Origin of the sequence: Microbacterium sp. PF5 (genome assembly GCF_004794315.1) — a bacterium.
Classification (GTDB): domain Bacteria; phylum Actinomycetota; class Actinomycetes; order Actinomycetales; family Microbacteriaceae; genus Microbacterium; species Microbacterium sufflavum.
Genome location: NZ_SSDQ01000140.1, coordinates 22,265 through 41,186, shown reverse-complemented (window position 1 = coordinate 41,186; position 18,922 = coordinate 22,265). Strand labels below are relative to the sequence as shown.

The following is an 18,922-nucleotide window of genomic DNA, read 5'->3' as shown; positions in this document are numbered from 1 at the left end:
GGCGGTGGTGGAGGTGCGCGACCCCGACCCCGCGCGACGGGCCCTCGCCGCGCGCTTCGGGGCCACCGCGCTCGACCGGGAGCCCGACGTCGTGATCGAGGCGTCGGGGCACGCGGTCGCGGAGGCACTGGCCGGGGTCGCGGTGGGTGGCACGGTCGTGCTGGTCGGCAGCGTGTTCCCCGCCGAGCCGGTGCCCGTGGATGCCGAGGCCGTGGTGCGGCGCCTGGTCACCGTGACCGGGATGCACAACTACACGTCGCAGGACCTCGCCGACGCGGTCGCGTTCCTCGCCGGTCGCGGCCGCGCCTACCCCTTCGCGGACGCGGTCGGCGCCGTGCGCTCGCTGCTCGACATCGACGCGGCCCTCACCGAAGCGGCGGCCCCCGGAGCCCCGCTGCGCATCGGCCTCGTGCCGGGCCGCTAGTCCTCGCCGCCCGACCCGCGGCGGGGCCCCGCGGGGTGCAGGCCCTCGGCGTGGAACGCGAGCAGCCGCACCGCGGCGTCGACGCTCGCCGACAGCACCTCGTCGGGGTCGCCCGTGAGCGCGAGCCGCCGGTGGCCCGAGTCCTCCGCGGTCGCCCAGCCGAGGTACACGGTGCCGGCGGGGTGGCCGCCCTCGGGGCCCGGGCCACCGACACCCGTGGTCGAGACGCAGATGTCCGCCTCGAACAGCCGCAGGGCCCCGGTGGCGAGCTGCTCGGCGCACGCCGCGGAGGTGGGGTCGGTTCCCGGCGTGAGACCGAGCACCCGCTCCTTGACCTCGGTGAAGTAGGCCACGATGCCGCCCGCGAACCAGTCGGACGCGCTCTCCCCGGCGCCGATGGTGTTCGCGAGCCGCCCGGACGTGAGCGACTCCGCCACGCTCACCCGCAGACCGCGGGTGCGGGCGAGCTCGCTCAGCCGCTCCAGCTCGGGCGTCTCGTTCGGCGCGGTCATCGCTCGCTGCTCTCGGACGTGCGCGTCATGGGCGATCCTCTCATCTCGGTCGTCGCGCCACGCGTCCCGCCGCGGCGCCTGATCCGACGGTAGGGGACGGGGCGACACGGACGCAGGGGATTGACAAGGAGAGCGACGGCGTCAAGCCCCTGCCAGTGGTCGTCCGGTCCGGCGAGGGTCGGTCCATCGGACGTCGCGAGGAGGCGGACGCGGGAGAGCAGACGCGGGACACCGCGGGGATGCGCGCGGTCTTCAGGACGTGGGCGGGCATCATCGCGGTCGGGCTGGCGATCATGATCGCGCTGCCGCTGGGAGGTCGATGACCGTGCGGAGCCGGATCAGGGATCACGCCCTCAGCCTGTTCTTCCTCGCGCTGTTCGCGGCGGCGCTGATCGGCCAGTCGATCGCCGGATACCTGCGCAACAACGACGAGCTCGCGGAGCACGGACGGGCCACGATCGGCTTCCTCGACTTCGTGTGGTCGTCGGACTTCGCGGTCGACGTGGCCGAGAACTGGCAGTCCGAGTTCCTGCAGTTCTTCCTGTTCATCGCCGCGACGATCTGGTTCGTGCAGCGCGGTTCACCCGAGTCGAAGAAGCCGGGAGACGAGGGTCCGGGGAGCGACGCGGATCAGCTGGTGGGACGCCACGCCCGCCCTGACTCCCCACGATGGGCCAGGGCGGGCGGGTGGCGCGCCGCCGTGTTCGGCAACTCGCTGCTGATCGTGATGGGGGCGGTGTTCCTGCTGTCGTGGTTGGCGCAGTCGCTCGCCGGGACCGTCGTGATGAACGCGGAGAACGCGCAGCACGGCGCGGCGGCGATCACCTGGCTGGACTACGTGGTCTCGCCCGACTTCTGGGATCGGACGCTGCAGAACTGGCAGTCGGAGTTCCTGGCCGTCGGCACCATGGTCGCGTTCGCGATCTACCTGCGTCAGCGCGGGTCAGCCGAATCGAAGCCCGTGGGGACGCCGCATCACACCTCGGCGTCGGAGTCCGACTGAGGCGCGCGCTCGCCGTCGCCGTCGTAGTCGGGGCGCGGCGGCTGCAGCGGCTGGTCGGAGTACTCCCCGCCGAGGCGTCCGCCGTAGGGGCGCCCGTGGTCGGCGAACTCGTCGCGGGCGAAGACCAGCTCCCACGGGCCGACCGTGAACCGCGAGCCGGTGCGCAGCGTCTCGGTGCGCTCGCCGGGGTGCGTGGCGTCGGCGTCGGGGTTCGAGTTCATCTCGCCGTCGGCGTGCAGCGTCACCACGTACTCGTCGCGGTCGTCGTGCACCACCGTCGCGTGCACGGGCTCGGTGTCGGCGAGGCGCAGCTCGTTGCCCGCCGCCGATCCGATGCGCACCTCGTCGACGTCGAGGGCGAACTCGGTGCGCTCGTCGTCGCGGCGCACGCGCAGGCGCGGGTTGCCGGCGCCCCGCTCGGCGTGGGTGGTGCCGGGCGTGTAGCCCTCGTCGGGACGGTCGTCGATGTGGCGTGCGTTCATGGCGGTGCCCTCCTCGGGTGTCATGGCCCCGAGGCTAGTCCGCTCCGGAATCCCGCGCGCGGGGCTTGACTTCCGGCCCCCGCGCGCTCCAGCAGACCGCTCGACCCGCGGAGTTGCGGCCCGCCCGGGGCGAGGGCTTACGCTACCCCCAGGGCATGATCCCGGCGGTGGCCGGGTGGGAACCGGATCGACCGAGGAGCATCACCCGATGGGCAAGTTCATCTACGAAGGCAGCGTGAAGAGCGAGATCGAGGATCGCGCCCTCACGCACCTGCAGCTCGTGATCACGGCGAAGCTGCGCCGGGGGGAGCCGTTCCCGTTCAGCTGGCGCGAGGACGCGAGCGTGGGCGGCGGACGCACCACGGTGTGGATCCAGCCGGGCAGCTCGCTCGTCTTCAAGTACTTCGGCAGCCGGCAGCCCTCGATCAACCGCGCCTGGATCGAGGCGCTCGCCTTCACCGCCAACGCCCCCAGCGGCCTGTACCTGGTGCCGGAGCCCGCGGAGGCGGGCGAGCAGCCGGGCGGAGACACCCCGGTCACACCGCCGCTCTGAGGTGTCAACCCCCTGCCCCCGGTCGGCGGTTGCCGTGATGCTCGATCCGAGCACGACACGACAGCCACTCGACACAGGAGGAGCGGACATGACCGACACCACCCGCGACAGCGGCCTCACTGACCCCCGGCACGCGCACCGCGAGGAGGGCTTCCCGGCGCAGAGCCAGGATCAGCCCGGACTCACCGAGCGCACCACGCCCGAACCCGACCACGGCGAGTCCTCGTACGTGGGCCACGGACGGCTCGAGGGGCGACGCGCGCTCATCACCGGCGGTGACTCGGGCATCGGTCGCGCGGTCGCGATCGCCTTCGCCAGGGAGGGTGCCGACGTCGCGATCGTGCACATGCCCGAGGAGCAGGACGACGCGGAGGACACGCTGGCCCTCGTGCGCGAGGCCGGACGCACCGGCGTCAGCATCCCCGGCGACGTGCGGGACGAGGCGTTCGCGACGGAGGCGGTGCACCGGGCGCGGACCGAGCTCGGGGGACTCGACGTGCTGGTGCTGAACGCCGCCTACCAGCACGACATCGACGGCTTCGAGAACCTCGACACCGAGAAGATGCGTCGCGTGTTCGACACGAACCTGGCCGGGCTGATCTTCTCCGCGCGCGCCGCCTTCCCCGACCTGGAGCCCGGCGCCAGCATCATCGTCACCTCATCGGTGCAGTCGGCGCAGCCCTCGCCGGGACTGATCGACTACGCCATGACGAAGGCCGCGCAGGTCGCGTTCGTGAAGGCGCTCGCCGAGGAGGCGGGCCCGCGCGGTATCCGCGTGAACGCTGTGGCGCCCGGGCCGATCTGGACGCCGCTGATCCCCGCTACCGGGTGGGGTCCCGAGCGCCTGGAGACCTTCGGGCAGGACACCCCGCTCGGACGCGCCGGACAGCCGGCCGAACTCGCCGGCGCCTACGTGTTCCTCGCGTCGGAGGAGTCGTCGTACGTCTCGGGCACGGTCGTCGCGGTGACCGGGGGCAAGGCCCTCTGAGGCCCCATCGAGCTGCGTGGGCGGCGGGGCGACGGGCTCCCGCCGCCTAAGCTCGTATGGTGCAGAAACCCGCGGCATCCGGCACCCTCGTGGGGGTCGCGCTCGTCATCGGCTCGTGCCTCTCGCTGCCGTTCGGGGCCGCCGTCGCCGCGCAGCTCTTCCCCGTCCTCGGCCCCTGGGGCGTGACCTCGCTGCGGGTCGCGATCGCCGCGGTGCTGCTGGTCGTGCTCGTGCGCCCGAGGGTGCGTGGGTGGACGCGGCAGCAGTGGCTCGCGGCCGTGCTCTTCGGGGTGTCGCTCGCCGCGATGAACGGCTTCTTCTATGCCGCCATCGACCGCATCCCGCTCGGGCCGGCCGTGGCGATCGAGTTCCTCGGCCCGCTCGTGCTCGCGGCCGTGCTCACCCGGCGGCTCGCCGATGCCGTCTGGGTCGCGGTGGCCCTGCTCGGCATGGCGCTGCTCGGCATCGACGGCCTGATCGGCGCGGAGCCCCTCGACCCGCTCGGCGTGGTTTTCATCCTGATCGCGGCCGGCTTCTGGGTGATGTACATCCGGATGAGCGCCCGCGTCGGAGCCCTCATCCCCGGCAGCAGCGGGCTCGCGATGGGGCTCGTCGTGGCGGCGGTGCTGCTGATCCCCGTGGGGGTGCCCGCGGCCGCGACGGTCGCCGCCGACCCGTCGCTGCTGCTGCTGGCCGCGGTGACGGCCGTGCTGTCGTCGGTCATCCCGTACAGCTTCGAGCTGGCGGCGCTGCGTCGCCTGCCGCAGCGGGTGTTCGGCGTGCTGCTGAGCCTGGAGCCCGCGTTCGCGACCCTCGCCGGATGGCTCCTCCTGGGGCAGGACGCGACGGTGCTGCGGCTGCTGGCCGTCGCGCTCGTGATCGCCGCGAGCGTGGGGACGACCCTCGGCGTGCGCCGGGACCGGAGGGGTGAGGAGCCGTCCGGCCCCTTCACCGCCCCGATCCCGCTGCCCGACTGACCCCGAGGTCACGCGCGGGCGGCGGCGGGCTCCGGCAGGGGGAACCGCCGGCGGAGCACCACGCGCTGCACGAGCGTCCACACGACCGTGACCGTGAGGTAGAGCGCGGCCGCGAGCGGGACGAACGCCGCGAACACGGCTGTGAGGTAGTGCAGCGCCGACATCGCCCGCAGCACCCCGGGCGAGCTGAGCGGCGAGTCGTCGCCCTCGACGGGCGCGGGGCGGAACACGCGCCGGGTGACCTCGGCGACCGCGATCATCACCGCCAGCAGCACCCCGAACACCGCGAACGTCGCCGGGGTCGCGGTGCCGCCGAACAGTGCGGAGACCAGGCTCGTGCCCAGCGGGGCGCCGAACAGGTCGTGGGCCAGCAGGTCGTTCGGGTGTCCGGCGATCTCGGGTCGCAGGAACAGCGTGTAGAGCAGCCCGACGACCGGGGCCTGGGCCAGCACGGGGAGCATCCCGGCGAACGGCGAGGTGTTCTCGGAGCGGTAGAGCTCCATCATCTCCTTCTGCAGCCGCTCGGGGTTCTTCTTGTTCCGACGCTGCAGTTCGCGCAGCCGCGGAGCGAGGCGCGCCCTGGTCTGCTCGGCCCTCGCCTGCGAGATGCCGACGGGGATGAGGAGGGCACGCACCAGGAGCGTGACGAGGACCACGGCGAGGGCCGCGGCGGACGGGCCGACGAGGGGCTCGAGGGCGGTGGAGAGGCCGGTCAGGGCCGTGTAGGCCGCGTTCAGGAGCGCGGCGAGGGGAGGGAAGGCGAAGATGTCCACGGGTGTCCGTTCGTGAGGTCGGGAAGGGTCGGCGAAGGCCGCGCGCTCCCGTCGGAACGGGCTACGCGGCGATCGCGACTCCCGGCGCCCGCGGACGCGGATGCCCCGCGGCATCCGGGTCGCTCTGCGGCAGCAGAGTGCCGACGTCGATGGCGCGGAGGGGATGCGGGGCGTCGGCCTCCGGTCGCTGACGCACGCTCAGCACGACGGCGAGGGTCAGCGCGGTCACCGCGAGGAGGGCCACGGCGAGCCCGAGCGCGGTGGCATCAGGAAGAGCGACGAGCCCGAGCGCGGTCGCGACGATGCCGAGCATCTGCCCGATCCACTGCCGCATGTGCACACCCCGCTCTCTGCCACCGAGGCTAGCAGGGGGCGTCGTTACGCCCGCGGTCGTCCGCCGCGGGCGTAACGTCGAAGCATGAGCGACCTGCGCACCCTGTTCGGCATCACGCACCCGATCGTCCTCGGTCCCTTCGGCGGGCTGTCGTCCGTCGCGCTCACCGCGGCCGTGAGCAACGCCGGGGGCCTGGGGTCGTTCGGCCTCTATGGCTACGACGGCGACCGTATCCGGGCGACCGGGTCCGAGCTGCGCGCCGCGACCGACCGGCCGTTCGCGCTGAACATCTGGTTGCCGACCGGCGACGAGGTCGAGCCCAACCCGCAGCACACGGTCTTCGCCCAGGCGCTCCAGCCGTTCTACGAGGCCGTGGGGGTCGCCGTGCCGACGCGGCCGGAGCGCTACGTCCCGCCGCTCGACGAGCAGCTCGACGCGATCTGGGAGGTCGCCCCGGCGGTGCTCAGCGTGGTGTTCGGCGTGCCGTCGCCCGAGGTCGTCGCGGAGGCTCACGACCGGGGCATCCGGATCGTCGGCACGGCCACGACGGTGGCGGAGGCCGTCGCGCTCGCCGAGGCCGGTGTGGATGCGGTGGTGGCGACCGGAGCGGAGGCCGCCGGACACCGGGTGTCGTTCCTGCGTCCCGCCGAGGAGTCTCTGGTGGGGACGTTCGCGCTCGTGCCGCAGGTGGTGGACGCGGTCGGGGTGCCGGTGATGGCGGCGGGCGGCATCGCGGACCGCCGCGGCGTCGCGGCCGCCCTCGCCCTCGGCGCCGCCGGCGTGCAGGTGGGGACGGCCTTCCTCGCCACGGACGAGTCCGCGGCGACGGCGGCACACCGGGACGCGATCCGCGCGACCGCCGCGGACGACACCGTTTTGACCCGGGCGATGAGCGGACGGCTCGCGCGCGGCGCCCGCAACCGCGCCGTGCGGGCGATCGAGGCGAGCGGCACCATCGCCCCCTTCCCGATGCAGAACTGGCTCACGGGGCGCTTCCGCACGGCGGCCGGGGAGCAGAACCTCGGCGAGCTGCAGTCGCTGTGGCTGGGCCAGGCGGCTCCGCTCGCCCGCGGCACCACCGCCGCCGACGTGTTCGCCGAGCTCGCCGCCGGGCTTGTCGATGGGCGTGTCCTCGTCGAGTGGATCCGGGACGAGAGGCTGCCTGATCGACTATCCCGTGCGACCTCTGAGCTTGATAGCCGGATTCGGGAGAACCGGCATGCGTGGGAGTGATTCGTTGGCGATCTCAGTGCACCCGTGTCGGTCTGTGCAGCAAAACGCCCGCACTTCCGTCGGGCGGAAGCGCGGGCGATCGCTGCGGAACTACGCCCACTGCCGGCTCTACTCGCGCGGCGTACGTCGGTTCTTGCGGTGCTTCTTATGTGACCTGCTCGCGATGGCGAAGAACACCACCAAGAAGAACATCGCAGACATCATCACCCAGAGCATGCGGGCAAACCTAACACTTCACGCTCGTGGGAATAAACGACGGGACGTCGAGCTTGAGGCAGCGACCTTCGCCGGACGCGTTGCCTGCCACGGTCGCGATCGCCGCAACTGCGCCCGCACCAACCGTGTACAGCACGGCGCTGACAGCTACCCCGCCAGGCAGCGCTGCGATCGCTGCACCCGCGGCGAGAATGAACCCGACAACGGCGCCTGTGTCTCGCATGCTTCGGGTTTCGGACTTGTTGTAATAGATCGAGAAGTAGTAACCGTGGCCAACGACGCGAGGATCAGCGGTCACGGGGAAAGCGGTGTTCGCGTCCGGTTTGATTCTCTGCAGGAGTTGGTTCCCGACGAGCTCGAAGGACGTTGCAACTTCCGCGCCGTTGGCATCGACGGCCCAGGGAGCGTCGATTGTTGCCAGAACGAATTCGCCGCTGAGTCCGTGCTTCCCCAGAGCGTCACGGAGAACAGGGCCGGGAACGATGTCGTAGCCTCCATCTGAACGCTTCTGAGCAGCCCACCCTTCCGGAATCTCGGTAGCGTACTTGGACACGAGATTCGAATCAGCGTCAGTGAATACCGTCAGAAGCCGCGCGCTCCCATCGGAGAGCACCTGCGCGGTGGTATCCGCGCCGTCTGAACTTCTGCTGTCCTGAGCTGTGAGCGTGAGCGACGGTCCCGAGTCGAGGTCGTACGAAATGCTCGCTTCCTGATGGTGTGCGTTCTCCGCCACCAGGGCGCCCTCCCCTGTGCTCAAGTCGACCGAAGCCGACTCGTGCTGATCGTTGATGACCTGTGCGTTCAGCGGCGCTTGTGCGATGGCATCCGCTACAGGATCACGTTCCTCCGCGCTGGCCGCCGTGACTCCGGATGCCACGAGCGCACCGGAGAGAAGCGCAGCATAGATCGCCAGTCTCGTCGTTCTTTTTGTCCTCATCGTTTCGTCCCCATTTCTGATACGGAGGCCAGGTCGACTCTCCGTTCCCATTCTTAGACGGGAGCCAAAAACTGTATGTAGGGTCTTCGGCCTACAGACATATCACCTGTAACGTGATACTGGGCGGCCGACTTCAGTCGTTGTATGCCGCTCCTATAGGACTCGGCATGAAGGTACGACCGTCACTCCCCACCGCGGCGTCCCACGGTCTCGCCGTCGACGTGCTCGCCGGGCTCCCGGGGGAGTGAAGCGGGTCAGAGGATGACGGTCGAGCGGCCGTGCACGATCACGCGGTCCTCGGCGTGCCACTGCACGGCGCGCGCGAGCACGAGGCGCTCGACGTCGGCGCCCCGGCTCTGCAGCTCGGCGGCGGACTCGGAGTGCGTCACCCGCGTGACGTCCTGCTCGATGATCGGCCCCTCGTCGAGGTCGGCCGTGGCGTAGTGCGCGGTCGCCCCGATCAGCTTCACGCCGCGCTCCTTGGCCCTGGCATACGGGTTGGCGCCGATGAACGCGGGCAGGAACGAGTGGTGGATGTTGATGACGGGGGCATCGAGGCGCGTGATGAAGTCGTCCGTGAGGATCTGCATGTAGCGGGCGAGCACGACCAGGTCGACGTTGCCCTGCAGCAGTTCGAGCTGTCGCTCCTCCATGGCCTGCTTGTCGCCCGAGGGGATGTGCACGAACGGCACGCCGAACGAGCGCACGGCCTCGGCGAGGTCGGGATGGTTCGACACGACCATGGTGATGTCGATGTCGAGCTGCCCGCGCTGCGTGCGCCACAGCAGCTCCATGAGGCAGTGGTCGTACTTCGACACGAAGATCGCGACGCGCTTGCGCCGGGACACGTCGTGCAGCGACCACTCCATGCCGAAGCGCTCCGCGACGTCGGCGATGTCGGCCTCGAGCGCGGGGCGCGCGGCGGCCAGACCGGGGAGGTGGATGACGGTGCGCTGGAAGAAGCGTCCGCCCTCGGAGTCGGTGGAGTGCTGGTCGAGCGAGATGATGTTCGCACCGTGCCGCGCGAGCACGCCGGCGACCGCGGCGACGATGCCGGGCTGGTCGTCGCAGGCGATCAGCAGGCGGGCGGTATCGGGCTGGCTCATGGGGGCTCCTCCAGGGTGTGCCTCGATTCTGCCGTGTCGCGCGGGCGGGGAGCGAATCGCCGGGGGCGTCGCTACCCTGAGACCGTGGACGCGAGCGACGTCGGCCTGGTGCTGATCCCCCTGCTGGCGGTCGCCGCCCCTCTGCTCGCCCGGGGCGTCCGGCCGCTCGTACGCGTGCCGATCATCGTGTTCGAGCTCGTGCTGGGGATCCTCGTCGGCCCCGCCGTGCTCGGCTGGGTCGAGCCGGGTCCGCTGCTGGAGAAGCTGAGCGACTTCGGCCTGGCCGTGCTGTTCTTCGTCGCCGGCTCCGAGATCGACTTCCGCACGGTCGCCGGGAAGCCGCTCGCGCGGGCGTCGCTCGGGTGGCTGCTCAGCGTGCTGCTCGGGATCGGGCTCGGGTTCTTCTTCGCGCCGGGGGAGGGCATGGTCGTCATCGGGATCGCCCTCAGCTCCACCGCCCTCGGCACGCTCATGCCGATCCTCCGTGACGCGCGGGAGCTGGACAGCCCGTTCGGCCGGGCGATCAGCACGATCGGGGCGGTCGGGGAGTTCCTGCCGCTGATCGCCATCTCCCTGTTCCTCAGCACCAGGACCACGCCCCTGGCGACCGCGGTCCTGCTGACCTTCGTGGTGCTCGCCGGACTCGCCGTCCTGATCGCCCACCGCATGCCGCACGGGCGACTGCACGGCATCGTGCGGGCGACGCTGCACACCTCCGACCAGTTCGGGGTGCGGTTCGTGATCCTGCTGATCGCCGCCCTGGTCGGACTCAGCGTGATGCTCGACCTCGACATGCTGCTGGGGGCGTTCGTCGCCGGCGCGATCTGGCGGATCATCATGGCGCGGGCCCCGAAGAAGGACGCCGAGGAGGTCGAGAGCAAGATCGAGGCGATCGCGTTCGGCTTCCTCGTGCCGATCTTCTTCCTCTACACCGGCGTCACGTTCGACCTCGACGCGCTGCGGTCGTCGCCGACGGCACTGGCGCTGGTGCCGGTGTTCCTGGTCGCGCTGCTGGTGTTCCGCGGGTCGGCCGCACAACTGTCCGCGCCGGCGGGAGCGGGCCTGCGCGACCGCACCGCCCTTGGCCTGCTCGCCGCGACCGGTCTGCCCATCATCGTGGCCGTCACCGGTATCGGCGTGGATCAGGACATGCTCGATACGGGCACGGCCGCGGCGCTCGTCGGTGCCGGCATGCTGTCCGTGCTGCTGTACCCGCTGATCGGCATGACCCTCCGCGGCGACCGCGCTCCGGTGGTCGGGCCCGCCCTCGCCGACCGCACCAGGCAGGGGGAGCTGTGACCTCCGCCTCCGCCCTGCTGACCGACGCGGTGGCCGCGCTCGCCGGGGTGCCGCGCGAGGGGCTCGGCGAGGAACGGGAGTCGCGCTGGCGGGGTCGCCGCATCGTGCGCGTGGGGGACGCCTGGCATCTGGGCGTGCTGCTGCTCACCGACACGCACGCCCTCGCCACCGCCGAGGTGCTGCGGGCGGCCGACCCCGGACGCCGCGGCTACACGGCCGAGTCGGCGCGGGCGCGCGCCGAGCGCCGAGCGGAGGCTCTGCGCGGTGGCTTCCGGGAGGGCGAGGTGGTGCACGTGGGCTGGAGCGTGATCGACGTCGCCGGGGTGGACGCGGGCGGCTCCTCGGGCCCGCTCGCCCTCGTCGACGGGGTGCCGTCGGTGCGGTGGAGCACCGCGGGCGGCTTCATGCCCCTGGAGTCGTATCTCCGCGAGCGGATCGAGCTGCTGCGCGGTGGCGCCACCGCGTGAGGGCGCGGTGACGGCTCAGGCGAAGGTCTCCGCGAAGCGCCGCAGCAGCGCGGCCCCCTCGGTCACCGACGCCGCGAGCACCTCCCGCTGCACGGCGTCGAACCGCTCGGGGTCGAAGTAGCCCGTGGTGCGGTAGAACGTCATCCGGTCGGCGAAGTCGCGCGGCGTGGGCTCCGGGTGGAACTGCGCCGCGTACAGGTGCGACCCCACCCGGTAGGCCTGCACGGGGCAGGCGTCGTTCGTGGCGAGCAGCACCGCGCCCGGAGGCACGGCCGCGGCGCTCTCCTTGTGCGCGGTGAACACCGTGAGCGCGGGCCCGCTCGGCCCGAACACGGGGTCGGCGTCGCCCTCCGCCGTCGTGCGGATCACGGTCGCGCTCGCCGGCTCCGGCATGGTCGTGACCACCTCGCCGCCCCGCATCCGCGTGAGCACGCCGATGCTGAAGCACGTGAAGAACGCCGCCACGGTGGCCGCGGTCGCGGCGTGCGCGATCGTCTCCAGATCGGCCTCCACGCGCTGCTGCGTCGGGCTCTTCACCCGGTCGCTCACGTTGAACGGCGATCCCCCGATCACGATGCCCCGGTAGCGCTCCAGATGCGCGGGGCTCAGCGGCTCATGCAGGAGGTCGAGCCGGTCGACCACGTCCACGCCGAGCGCCCGGCGGAAGGAGGCGTGCTCGGCGTCGGCCGCCCCGACCTCGGGACGCACGCAGACATAGAGGAGCGAGGCCATCAGGAGATTCTAACGAGGGGCCGGGACGGCGCCGACGCGCTCAGCGGGACGAGTTCGCGGTGCGTCCGCGCACGATCCCGACGAACGCCTCGACGTCGGGCGTCGTCCGGTCGCGGCGCCAGGCCAGCGCGACGGTCGACACGGGGCCGCCCGCCAGCACGCGGTGGTCGGCGTCCTTGCGGTGGTGCAGGCGTGCGAGCGACATCGGCACGATCACCACGCCCACGCCCGAGGCGGCGGTGGCGATCGCGTCGGACGTGGCGAGGGGTGCGAACCGCGCGGCCGTCGTCCCGGGGAGCGCGAGGCCGCCCCACACGTCGTCGCTCAGCGCGATGAGCACCTCGCCGTCCAGGTCGTCCGGGGTGAGCTCGTCCGCGGCCATCAGGTGGGAGTCCGCGGCGGCCACGACCACGGGCACCTCGTCGTACAGCGGGATCACGTGCAACGACGCGTCGTCGAGCGGCAGGCGGACGAGGGCGGCGTCGAGGTCGTCGAGAGCCGAGCGCTGCGCGGCGACCTCGATCGGGACGAGCTCGAGCGGCACGTCGGGGAGGCGCTGCTTCCACCGGTCGATCCAGGTGCCGGGAGTGGCACCGGGCACGGCGCCCAGCCGGAACGTGCGCGGCTCGTCCGCCGCGGCGGGTGCGGCGTCGAACACGACCTTGCGGGTCGCGGGCGCCGGGGCCTTCTTCGACGCCCCGGGGCGCGGACGCGCACCGGGGACGGCCCGGTTCCGGCGCGGGGGCGTGCCCTTGCCGGAACCCTTCGCGGGTCGTCGTCCCTGGTGCGCCATGCCGTCCAGGCTACTCGGCGGTGTGCGCGACCGGCGCCTCGGCCGCATCGGGGGCGAACGCCGCGACGCCCTCCGTCCGCCGGCGTTGGCCCCGCCGCACGAGCCCGGCGGCTCCGCCCACCAGCAGCAGCGCACCGGCGCTCAGCAGCACCACGGTGAGGATGGTGGCGGGCGTGAGGGTGCCCACTCCGTCGGCGAGGGCGGCGCGGCGGTCGTCGTCGGCGAGCACCCACAGGGCGGCCCCGGCGATCGCGGCCAGCACCACGCCCCAGATGACGGCGGCCCAGCGGGTGCGCGGGGTGGTGATCGTGTCCGTGCTCATCGGTCGTCCTCCGGTGATTCCTGGACCGTGATGGCGATGACGCCGCTGGTCTGGTGGATGGTGACGGGTTGCACGGTGGTCGGCGAACCGGAGCCGGACGTGATGTCCTCCGACACGGTCCAGGTGCCGTCGTCGCGCGTGAGGGGCCAGGTGCCGCTGTCGGTGATGCGGCCGGCCTCGGGGTCGACGCGGATCCAGCTCACCTCGACGTCGTCGCCGACCGTGCCGCGCAGCGCCAGGCGCACTCCCTCGTCCACGAAGATCTCGGTGCGACCGGAGCCCTTGTCGATCAGCATGGGCCGCGGTCCGTCGTCGTGCGCGTGCAGCTGCACGTACAGGTCGCCGAACGGCTGACGCACCTGTGCGGGCTGGTTGTTCGAGATCGACGCGTACCCCAGCGTGGTGCCGGGCACCGCCGCGACGCCGCCCGCGACGAGGCCGCCGACGAGCGTCGCGATGGTCGCGAACGCGAGGAAGCCGCTGCGGCGCCGGAGTGCCCCGGCGACGATCATCGACACCGCGAGCACGAGCGCGGCCGACAGCAGCCCGAGCGCTCCGCCCAGGCCCTCGCCCACCGCGAGCCCCACGCCCGCACCGACAACGATCGCGAGTCCGAGCGCGGCCATCACCGCGGCGAAACCGGCACGCGGGTTCGACGCCCGGCGGACGCGTCGTCGCTCGGCGGCCTCCGCGGCGAACACCGCGGCCTCGGCCTGGCGCTCCCGTCGCAGCTGATCCCTGGCGGCACGCTCCGCATCCTGCTGCTGGCGCCGCCACGCCTGGTCCTGCTCCTTCCAGGCCGCGTGCTGCGCGCGCCACGCCTCCAGCGCGGCGGGGTCGTTCGCTCCGGGCGGCAGGGGCGCGGGAGGGGCGGGCGGGAGGAGGCCGGTGTCGGCGAGCGGCACGGTGTCCGCGGGGGTCGCCGCCGCGGAGTCGAGCGTCGACGGCGGGACGGAGGTGGCGTCCGCCCCCTCGGCGGGACCCGAACCCGCGAGGGGGGCGGACGCGCCCGGGGCCGCCTGACCTGCGGAAGCCATCGGCAGGTCCGGCGCGGAAGCGCCCGGGGTGCGGCTCGCAGCGCGCACGATCAGGAAGAGCAGGCCGGCCGCGAGCACCAGGCCCACGATCCAGCTGAAGAGGGACAGCGCCGACCAGCTCTCGTAGCCCAGCCCGAACAGCCGCCCGGTGAGCGGTGCGGTGGGCAGGAGGCCGACGATCGCCATCGCGAGGATGCCCAGCTGCACCGGCTCGTACCGGCGCTCCAGCAGGTCGCGCAGGTGCACACGGCCGTCGGTGTCGGGCAGCAGCGCCCAGGCGACGGCGTAGAGGAAGATCACCGGCAGTCCGAACAGCGCGGCCACCACGAGCACCCCGCGCACGATCAGCGGGTCGATGCGCAGCCGTGCGGCGATGCCGGCCGCGACGCCGCCGAGCCACCCGTCGGAGCGCGCGACCCCGAGACCGGCGACCCACAGCAGGAAGCGCTCGGCGCCGCGGGGAGCGGTGCGTCCGGAGGGCGCGGCGCCGTCGACCGGGGTGTCGGGATCGGCGGGCGGCGGGGGAGCGGTCGGAATCGTCATGCTTCGATCCTGCCGTCCGCCGCGGCCGGCCGACCATCGGGGGAACCCCTGAGCGGACCCTGGTTCCGCGTCCGGGGAGCCCCCGGACGGCGCGACGGATGATTGGATGACGGTATGTCCTCCTCGGCGTCCGCCCCCGCGCCCGCCGGTCGCGTCCCCGTGTCGACGCGGCCGCCGTTGGCGCGCGACCGCGACTGCCTGGTCGCCGGGGTGAGCGCCGGGCTCGCGCGCCACCTGGGTGTGCGCGCGTGGATGGTCAGGGCGCTGTTCCTCGCGCTCACGCTGTGTGGCGGCGCCGGCGTGCTGCTGTATGCGTGGTGCTGGGCCTTCATGCCGTGGGCGGAGGGGGAGGCCGCGCCCACCCGTCGCGTTCCCGTCGCGTGGCTGCTGCTCGCCCCGGCCGCGGTGGGCGCCCTCGTGATCGTGGTGTGGCGGGGTGGGAGCGAGGCGCTCGACGGGTCGATCCCGCCCTCGGTCGCCGCCGTGGTCGTCGGCGGCACCGCCCTCGGGGCCACCGCCGCCGGGCTCTGGGCCACGCTGATCGACCGCACCGACACGGCCCGCGGCCCCCGGCATACCGTGTGGGTGCGGATCCTCGCCGTGCTGCTTCTCGGGCTCGTCTCGCTGCTGCTGCTGTCGTGGCCCATCGCCCGCTCCGGGGTGGCCCTGGCGCTGCTGCCGCTCGGCGGGCTGATCGCGGTGGTCGCGTCGGCCCTGATCCCGCGGTGGCGCGAGCTGGCGGGCGAGCGCATCCGGCGCATCAGGGAGGAGCAGCGCAGCGTGATGGCGGCGCACCTGCACGACTCCGTGCTGCAGACGCTCGCGCTCATCCAGAACCGCGCCGGCGCATCGAGCGAGGCCGCCCGGCTCGCCCGCGCGCAGGAGCGCGAGCTGCGCGCCTGGCTGTACGACGGCGACGCCCCGGCCGACAGCGACCTGTCCACCGACCTGCGCGACTACGCTGCCGCGCTCGAGCTCGACCACCCGGTGCGCATCGAGGTGGTGTCGGCCGGGCTGTCCGCGGAGCGGGCGAGCGGGGAGCTGGCGGCGGCCGCCCGCGAGGCGATGCTGAACGCGGCACGGCATGCGGGCGGCGAGGTCGCGGTGTACATCGAGGGCAGCGCGCGGGGTGTCGACGTGTACGTGCGCGACCGCGGCAGCGGCTTCCGCCTCGACGACGTGCCCGGCGACCGCCTGGGCGTGCGCCAGTCGATCATCGGCCGCATGCGCAGGGTGGGCGGGTCGGGCGCGGTGCGCAGCGACGACGGCGGCACCGAGGTGCACCTCACCCTGCCGGCGGTTCCCGCGCAGGACCGCACCCCGCTCGGACAGGAGACCCGTGGCTGACAGCATCCGCGTCGTGATCGTCGACGACCACTCGATCTTCCGCTCCGGGCTGCGCGCCGACCTCGACGCGAGCGTGACCGTGGTGGGCGAGGCGGCGGACGTGCCATCCGCGGTCGCGGTGATCGCCGAGACGCAGCCCGACGTGGTGCTGCTCGACGTGCACCTTCCCGGTGGTGCGGGCGACGACGCGACCGGGGGAGAGGCGGTGATCCGCGGATCGCTGCCGTCGAGCACGCGGTTCCTCGCGCTGAGCGTGTCGGATGCCGCCGCCGATGTGGTGCGGGTGATCCGTGCCGGGGCCCGCGGCTACATCACGAAGGGCTCGTCGGGCGGCGAGGTGAGCGCGGCCGTGCACGCGGTCGCGGAGGGCGACGCGGTGTTCTCGCCGCGCCTCGCCGGGTTCGTGCTCGATGCCTTCGGCGCGGTCGCCGGGGAGACGGCCACCGCGACCGACGAGCTCGATCGGCTGTCGGCGCGCGAGCAGGAGGTCATGCGGCTGATCGCCCGCGGCTACGCCTACAAGGAGGTGGCCGCCGCGCTGTTCATCTCCATCAAGACGGTCGAGACGCACGTGTCGTCGGTGCTGCGCAAGCTCCAGCTGTCGTCCCGGCACGAGCTCACGGCGTGGGCGTCGGAGCGCCGACTGCTCTGATCGGGCGTGACCCTGTCATACTGCCCGTTGTGCATTCGGCGTCCGACCTGTGACCCTGGATGCACCTCCGCTGTGGGACGGAGAGGGCGGGCGGTCGATCGTGGGGATCGACGGCGAACGGGGGTGGGGAGATGCGCTCTGCGATGCGCAGGAGCCGCGGTGTGCGGGTGCTCGGCGGGGTGCTCGCCGTGCTCGGGGGACTCGTGCTGGCCTCCCCGGCGGCGATCACGAGCGCCGGGAACGACGAGCGCGAGCGCCCGGAGCCCTTCACGATCGTGGTGCTGCCCGACACGCAGAAGTACACCGTCTCGGACGAGCTCGCGCAGAGCCTGAACGCGCAGACGCAGTGGATCGTCGACACCCGTGAGCAGCTCAACACGAAGTTCGTGATCCAGGTGGGCGACCTCGTCGACTCCTGGCCCGACGTGCACCAGTGGGAGCGCGCGAGCCGCGCGATGGCGATCCTCGACGACGCCGGGGTGCCCAGCTCCGTGCTGCCGGGCAACCACGACCTCGACGTGACGACGGGCGAGTCGAGCACGTACGACGAGTACTTCCCGCCGAGCCGCTACGCCGATGCGACCTGGAACAGCGCGACGGTGTCGTACGGCGGGTACCTCGGCCAGGACCGGTTCGGACCGGACGGCATCGACCGCCAGAACAAGGACAACTACAGCCTGCTGACCGTGGGCGACACGAAGCTGCTGCTGCTCAGCCTCGAGTACGAGACGCCCGCGTACGCACTGGAGTGGGCGCAGCGCGTGATCGACGCGCACCCCGACCGGACGGTGATCCTGGCCGTCCACGGTCTCATCACCACGGGCGGCGCGCGGTCGACCGCCACCGAGCGCACCGACGTGACCCCGGTGACCGAGGTCGACCTGTGGCGGGACTTCATCTCGCAGAACTGCTCCATCGCGATGGTGGTCAACGGGCACTGGGCGGTGGGAGACGCGGGCGAGGCGCGGCGCAGCGACCTCAACGCGTGCGGGCGCCCCGTGCCGCAGATCCTGTCGAACTACCAGGGCCGCGCCAACGGCGGCGACGGGTGGCTGCGGTACTACACCGTCGACCCGGCCGCGGGCACGGTCGATGCCCACACGTACTCGCCCACGCTGCGGCAGTACGAGAAGGACGACGACGGCCGCTTCGCGCTCCCGCTCGACCTCACGCCGACGGACGACCGGGTGCTGTTGCGCGGCGGGTCGGACTGGAAGGTGTGGAACGAGCTCGGCGCGTGGCCGCGCGGGTGGAAGAGCGCGGCGTTCGACGACGACGACTGGCAGACCGGCGCGGCCCCGCTCGGGTGGGGCAAGGGCGTGCAGACGCCGATCGACCTCGGCCCGCCGCCGGAGAACCGCGCGCGGGCGATGCTGTTCCGGAAGACGGTGGAGCTGGACGACGTCGAGGAGCTGTCGACGGTGACGGTGAGCACGAGGGCCGATGACGGCGTCGCGGTCTGGGTCAACGGCACCCTGATCGGCACCTCGCACCTCGCGTCGAAGAAGCCCACGAGTGAGACGTTCGCAGACGTCGGGCGTTCAACCGACAACGCCACGGACGACCCCGTGACGTTCACCGTGCCGCGCGGCCTGCTGCACGACGGCGAGAACGTCGTGGCCGCCTCCGTCCACGTGAACTACCTGGGCACGAACAGCAGCACGTTCGACCTCGTGATGACGGGTCGGCGATCCTCGTCCGACGGCGAGTGACCGGCCGCCGGGCGGTGACGCCCGGTGCGGCCCGGCCCTGCCCGAGTCGCGGTCAGGCGGCCAGCCAGAGGCCCTTCTGATCCGTGGCGACCGTGAGGCCGGCGGCGACCGTCTCGTCGTCGCCGATGCGGGCGCCGGGAACGATGCGGGCGCCGGGGCCGATGTCGGTGCGGACGCCGACGTGCGCGTGGTCGCCCACCGCCGCCCCCGGTCCCACGTGCGCGTGCGCGTCGATGTACGCGCCCTCGCCGATCACGGCGTCTTCGTCGATCCACGCCCCGCGCGCGATGATGGCTCCCGCCCCGACGCGCGCGCCGGGTTCGATGTAGGCGCCCGCCTCGATGTGTGCCTTGGGGTGCACCTTCGCGCCGTGCGCGACGAGACCCCGACCGTTGGCGTGCTTGCGGTACCGCAGCGTCGCCCCGTGGTCGTTCTCGATGTCGACGTAGTTCTTGCCCACGATTCCTCCCGTGTTCCGGA

The 18,922-nt window shown here is 72.6% G+C and carries 22 protein-coding genes; 11 read left to right on the top strand and 11 right to left on the bottom strand.

What is annotated here, in order from left to right:
- Positions 1-424, top strand: a 424-nt coding sequence (locus DW297_RS13365) for a zinc-binding dehydrogenase (protein WP_168442865.1), incomplete at its 5' end; no start/stop codon positions are given.
- Here the strand turns inward: DW297_RS13365 and DW297_RS13360 are convergent.
- The gene (locus DW297_RS13360) at positions 421-936 is read right to left on the bottom strand and encodes a CinA family protein (RefSeq protein ID WP_136033179.1); all 516 of its coding nucleotides are present in this window, start codon (positions 934-936) and stop codon (positions 421-423) included. The genes DW297_RS13365 and DW297_RS13360 overlap by 4 nt on opposite strands.
- A 319-nt stretch (positions 937-1,255) precedes the next feature.
- On the opposite strand from DW297_RS13360, the gene DW297_RS13355 reads away from it, so the two are divergent.
- Positions 1,256-1,939 carry a site-specific recombinase gene (locus DW297_RS13355; protein WP_168442864.1) on the top strand — a complete coding sequence of 228 codons (684 nt, stop codon included), beginning with the start codon at positions 1,256-1,258 and terminating at the stop codon, positions 1,937-1,939.
- Here the strand turns inward: DW297_RS13355 and DW297_RS13350 are convergent.
- The gene (locus tag DW297_RS13350) at positions 1,912-2,445 is read right to left on the bottom strand and encodes an FHA domain-containing protein (RefSeq protein WP_240744624.1); all 534 of its coding nucleotides are present in this window, start codon (positions 2,443-2,445) and stop codon (positions 1,912-1,914) included. The genes DW297_RS13355 and DW297_RS13350 overlap by 28 nt on opposite strands.
- A 184-nt stretch (positions 2,446-2,629) precedes the next feature.
- On the opposite strand from DW297_RS13350, the gene DW297_RS13345 reads away from it, so the two are divergent.
- The 3 genes from DW297_RS13345 (at position 2,630) to DW297_RS13335 (ending at position 4,939) form a co-directional block, all read left to right on the top strand.
- Entirely contained in the window at positions 2,630-2,974 is a 345-nt protein-coding gene (locus tag DW297_RS13345; RefSeq protein WP_136033177.1) for a DUF7882 family protein, read from the top strand.
- Positions 2,975-3,062: 88 nt separating this feature from the next.
- A complete protein-coding gene (locus DW297_RS13340; protein ID WP_136033175.1) occupies positions 3,063-3,962 on the top strand; it encodes an SDR family oxidoreductase in 900 nt (299 codons plus the stop codon).
- Between the two features lie 56 nt (positions 3,963-4,018).
- On the top strand, positions 4,019-4,939 hold the full coding sequence (locus DW297_RS13335) for an EamA family transporter (RefSeq protein ID WP_240744623.1): 921 nt from the start codon (positions 4,019-4,021) through the stop codon (positions 4,937-4,939).
- A gap of 8 nt (positions 4,940-4,947) precedes the next feature.
- On the opposite strand, the gene DW297_RS13330 is transcribed toward DW297_RS13335, so the two are convergent.
- Both DW297_RS13330 and DW297_RS13325 read right to left on the bottom strand, forming a co-directional pair.
- Positions 4,948-5,712, bottom strand: a complete 765-nt coding sequence (locus DW297_RS13330; protein ID WP_136033173.1) for a YidC/Oxa1 family membrane protein insertase — start codon at positions 5,710-5,712, stop codon at positions 4,948-4,950.
- Positions 5,713-5,773: 61 nt separating this feature from the next.
- Positions 5,774-6,046: a DUF6412 domain-containing protein gene (locus DW297_RS13325; RefSeq protein ID WP_136033171.1), complete on the bottom strand. Its 273-nt coding sequence runs from the start codon at positions 6,044-6,046 to the stop codon at positions 5,774-5,776.
- A gap of 84 nt (positions 6,047-6,130) precedes the next feature.
- On the opposite strand from DW297_RS13325, the gene DW297_RS13320 reads away from it, so the two are divergent.
- Positions 6,131-7,279, top strand: coding sequence for an NAD(P)H-dependent flavin oxidoreductase (locus DW297_RS13320; protein ID WP_136033169.1), 1,149 nt, complete (start codon positions 6,131-6,133; stop codon positions 7,277-7,279).
- A gap of 226 nt (positions 7,280-7,505) precedes the next feature.
- Here DW297_RS13320 and DW297_RS13315 read toward each other — a convergent pair whose 3' ends face one another.
- Positions 7,506-8,372 (bottom strand): hypothetical protein, encoded by an 867-nt coding sequence (locus DW297_RS13315; RefSeq protein WP_136033167.1) that lies wholly within the window; start codon positions 8,370-8,372, stop codon positions 7,506-7,508.
- A 314-nt stretch (positions 8,373-8,686) separates the two neighbouring features.
- A complete protein-coding gene (gene purU / locus DW297_RS13310) occupies positions 8,687-9,538 on the bottom strand; it encodes a formyltetrahydrofolate deformylase (RefSeq protein WP_136033165.1) in 852 nt (283 codons plus the stop codon).
- A gap of 84 nt (positions 9,539-9,622) precedes the next feature.
- On the opposite strand from purU, the gene DW297_RS13305 reads away from it, so the two are divergent.
- Both DW297_RS13305 and DW297_RS13300 read left to right on the top strand, forming a co-directional pair.
- Positions 9,623-10,837: a cation:proton antiporter gene (locus DW297_RS13305; RefSeq protein ID WP_240744622.1), complete on the top strand. Its 1,215-nt coding sequence runs from the start codon at positions 9,623-9,625 to the stop codon at positions 10,835-10,837.
- Complete coding sequence (locus DW297_RS13300; RefSeq protein ID WP_136033161.1) at positions 10,834-11,304, top strand: glutaminase; 471 nt, start codon at positions 10,834-10,836, stop codon at positions 11,302-11,304. Before DW297_RS13305 ends, DW297_RS13300 begins: the two co-directional genes overlap by 4 nt.
- A 15-nt stretch (positions 11,305-11,319) precedes the next feature.
- Here DW297_RS13300 and DW297_RS13295 read toward each other — a convergent pair whose 3' ends face one another.
- Genes DW297_RS13295 through DW297_RS13280 form a run of 4 tightly spaced genes read right to left on the bottom strand, consistent with a single transcriptional unit; the run spans position 11,320 to position 14,731 of the window.
- The gene (locus DW297_RS13295; RefSeq protein ID WP_136033159.1) at positions 11,320-12,036 is read right to left on the bottom strand and encodes a glutamine amidotransferase-related protein; all 717 of its coding nucleotides are present in this window, start codon (positions 12,034-12,036) and stop codon (positions 11,320-11,322) included.
- 40 nt (positions 12,037-12,076) lie between these two features.
- Entirely contained in the window at positions 12,077-12,829 is a 753-nt protein-coding gene (locus tag DW297_RS13290; protein ID WP_136033158.1) for a LysR family substrate-binding domain-containing protein, read from the bottom strand.
- Between the two features lie 10 nt (positions 12,830-12,839).
- On the bottom strand, positions 12,840-13,151 hold the full coding sequence (locus DW297_RS13285; RefSeq protein ID WP_136033156.1) for a hypothetical protein: 312 nt from the start codon (positions 13,149-13,151) through the stop codon (positions 12,840-12,842).
- Complete coding sequence (locus DW297_RS13280; protein ID WP_136033154.1) at positions 13,148-14,731, bottom strand: PspC domain-containing protein; 1,584 nt, start codon at positions 14,729-14,731, stop codon at positions 13,148-13,150. The genes DW297_RS13285 and DW297_RS13280 overlap by 4 nt, the downstream gene beginning before the upstream one ends.
- A 114-nt stretch (positions 14,732-14,845) precedes the next feature.
- On the opposite strand from DW297_RS13280, the gene DW297_RS13275 reads away from it, so the two are divergent.
- The 3 genes from DW297_RS13275 (at position 14,846) to DW297_RS13265 (ending at position 18,442) form a co-directional block, all read left to right on the top strand.
- Complete coding sequence (locus DW297_RS13275) at positions 14,846-16,078, top strand: ATP-binding protein (RefSeq protein WP_136033152.1); 1,233 nt, start codon at positions 14,846-14,848, stop codon at positions 16,076-16,078.
- Positions 16,071-16,730, top strand: a complete 660-nt coding sequence (locus DW297_RS13270; protein WP_136033150.1) for a LuxR C-terminal-related transcriptional regulator — start codon at positions 16,071-16,073, stop codon at positions 16,728-16,730. The genes DW297_RS13275 and DW297_RS13270 overlap by 8 nt, the downstream gene beginning before the upstream one ends.
- A gap of 143 nt (positions 16,731-16,873) precedes the next feature.
- Positions 16,874-18,442 (top strand): metallophosphoesterase, encoded by a 1,569-nt coding sequence (locus DW297_RS13265; RefSeq protein ID WP_168442863.1) that lies wholly within the window; start codon positions 16,874-16,876, stop codon positions 18,440-18,442.
- Between the two features lie 52 nt (positions 18,443-18,494).
- On the opposite strand, the gene DW297_RS13260 is transcribed toward DW297_RS13265, so the two are convergent.
- Positions 18,495-18,902, bottom strand: a complete 408-nt coding sequence (locus DW297_RS13260) for a DapH/DapD/GlmU-related protein (protein WP_136033147.1) — start codon at positions 18,900-18,902, stop codon at positions 18,495-18,497.
- Between the last annotated feature and the right edge of the window lie 20 nt (positions 18,903-18,922).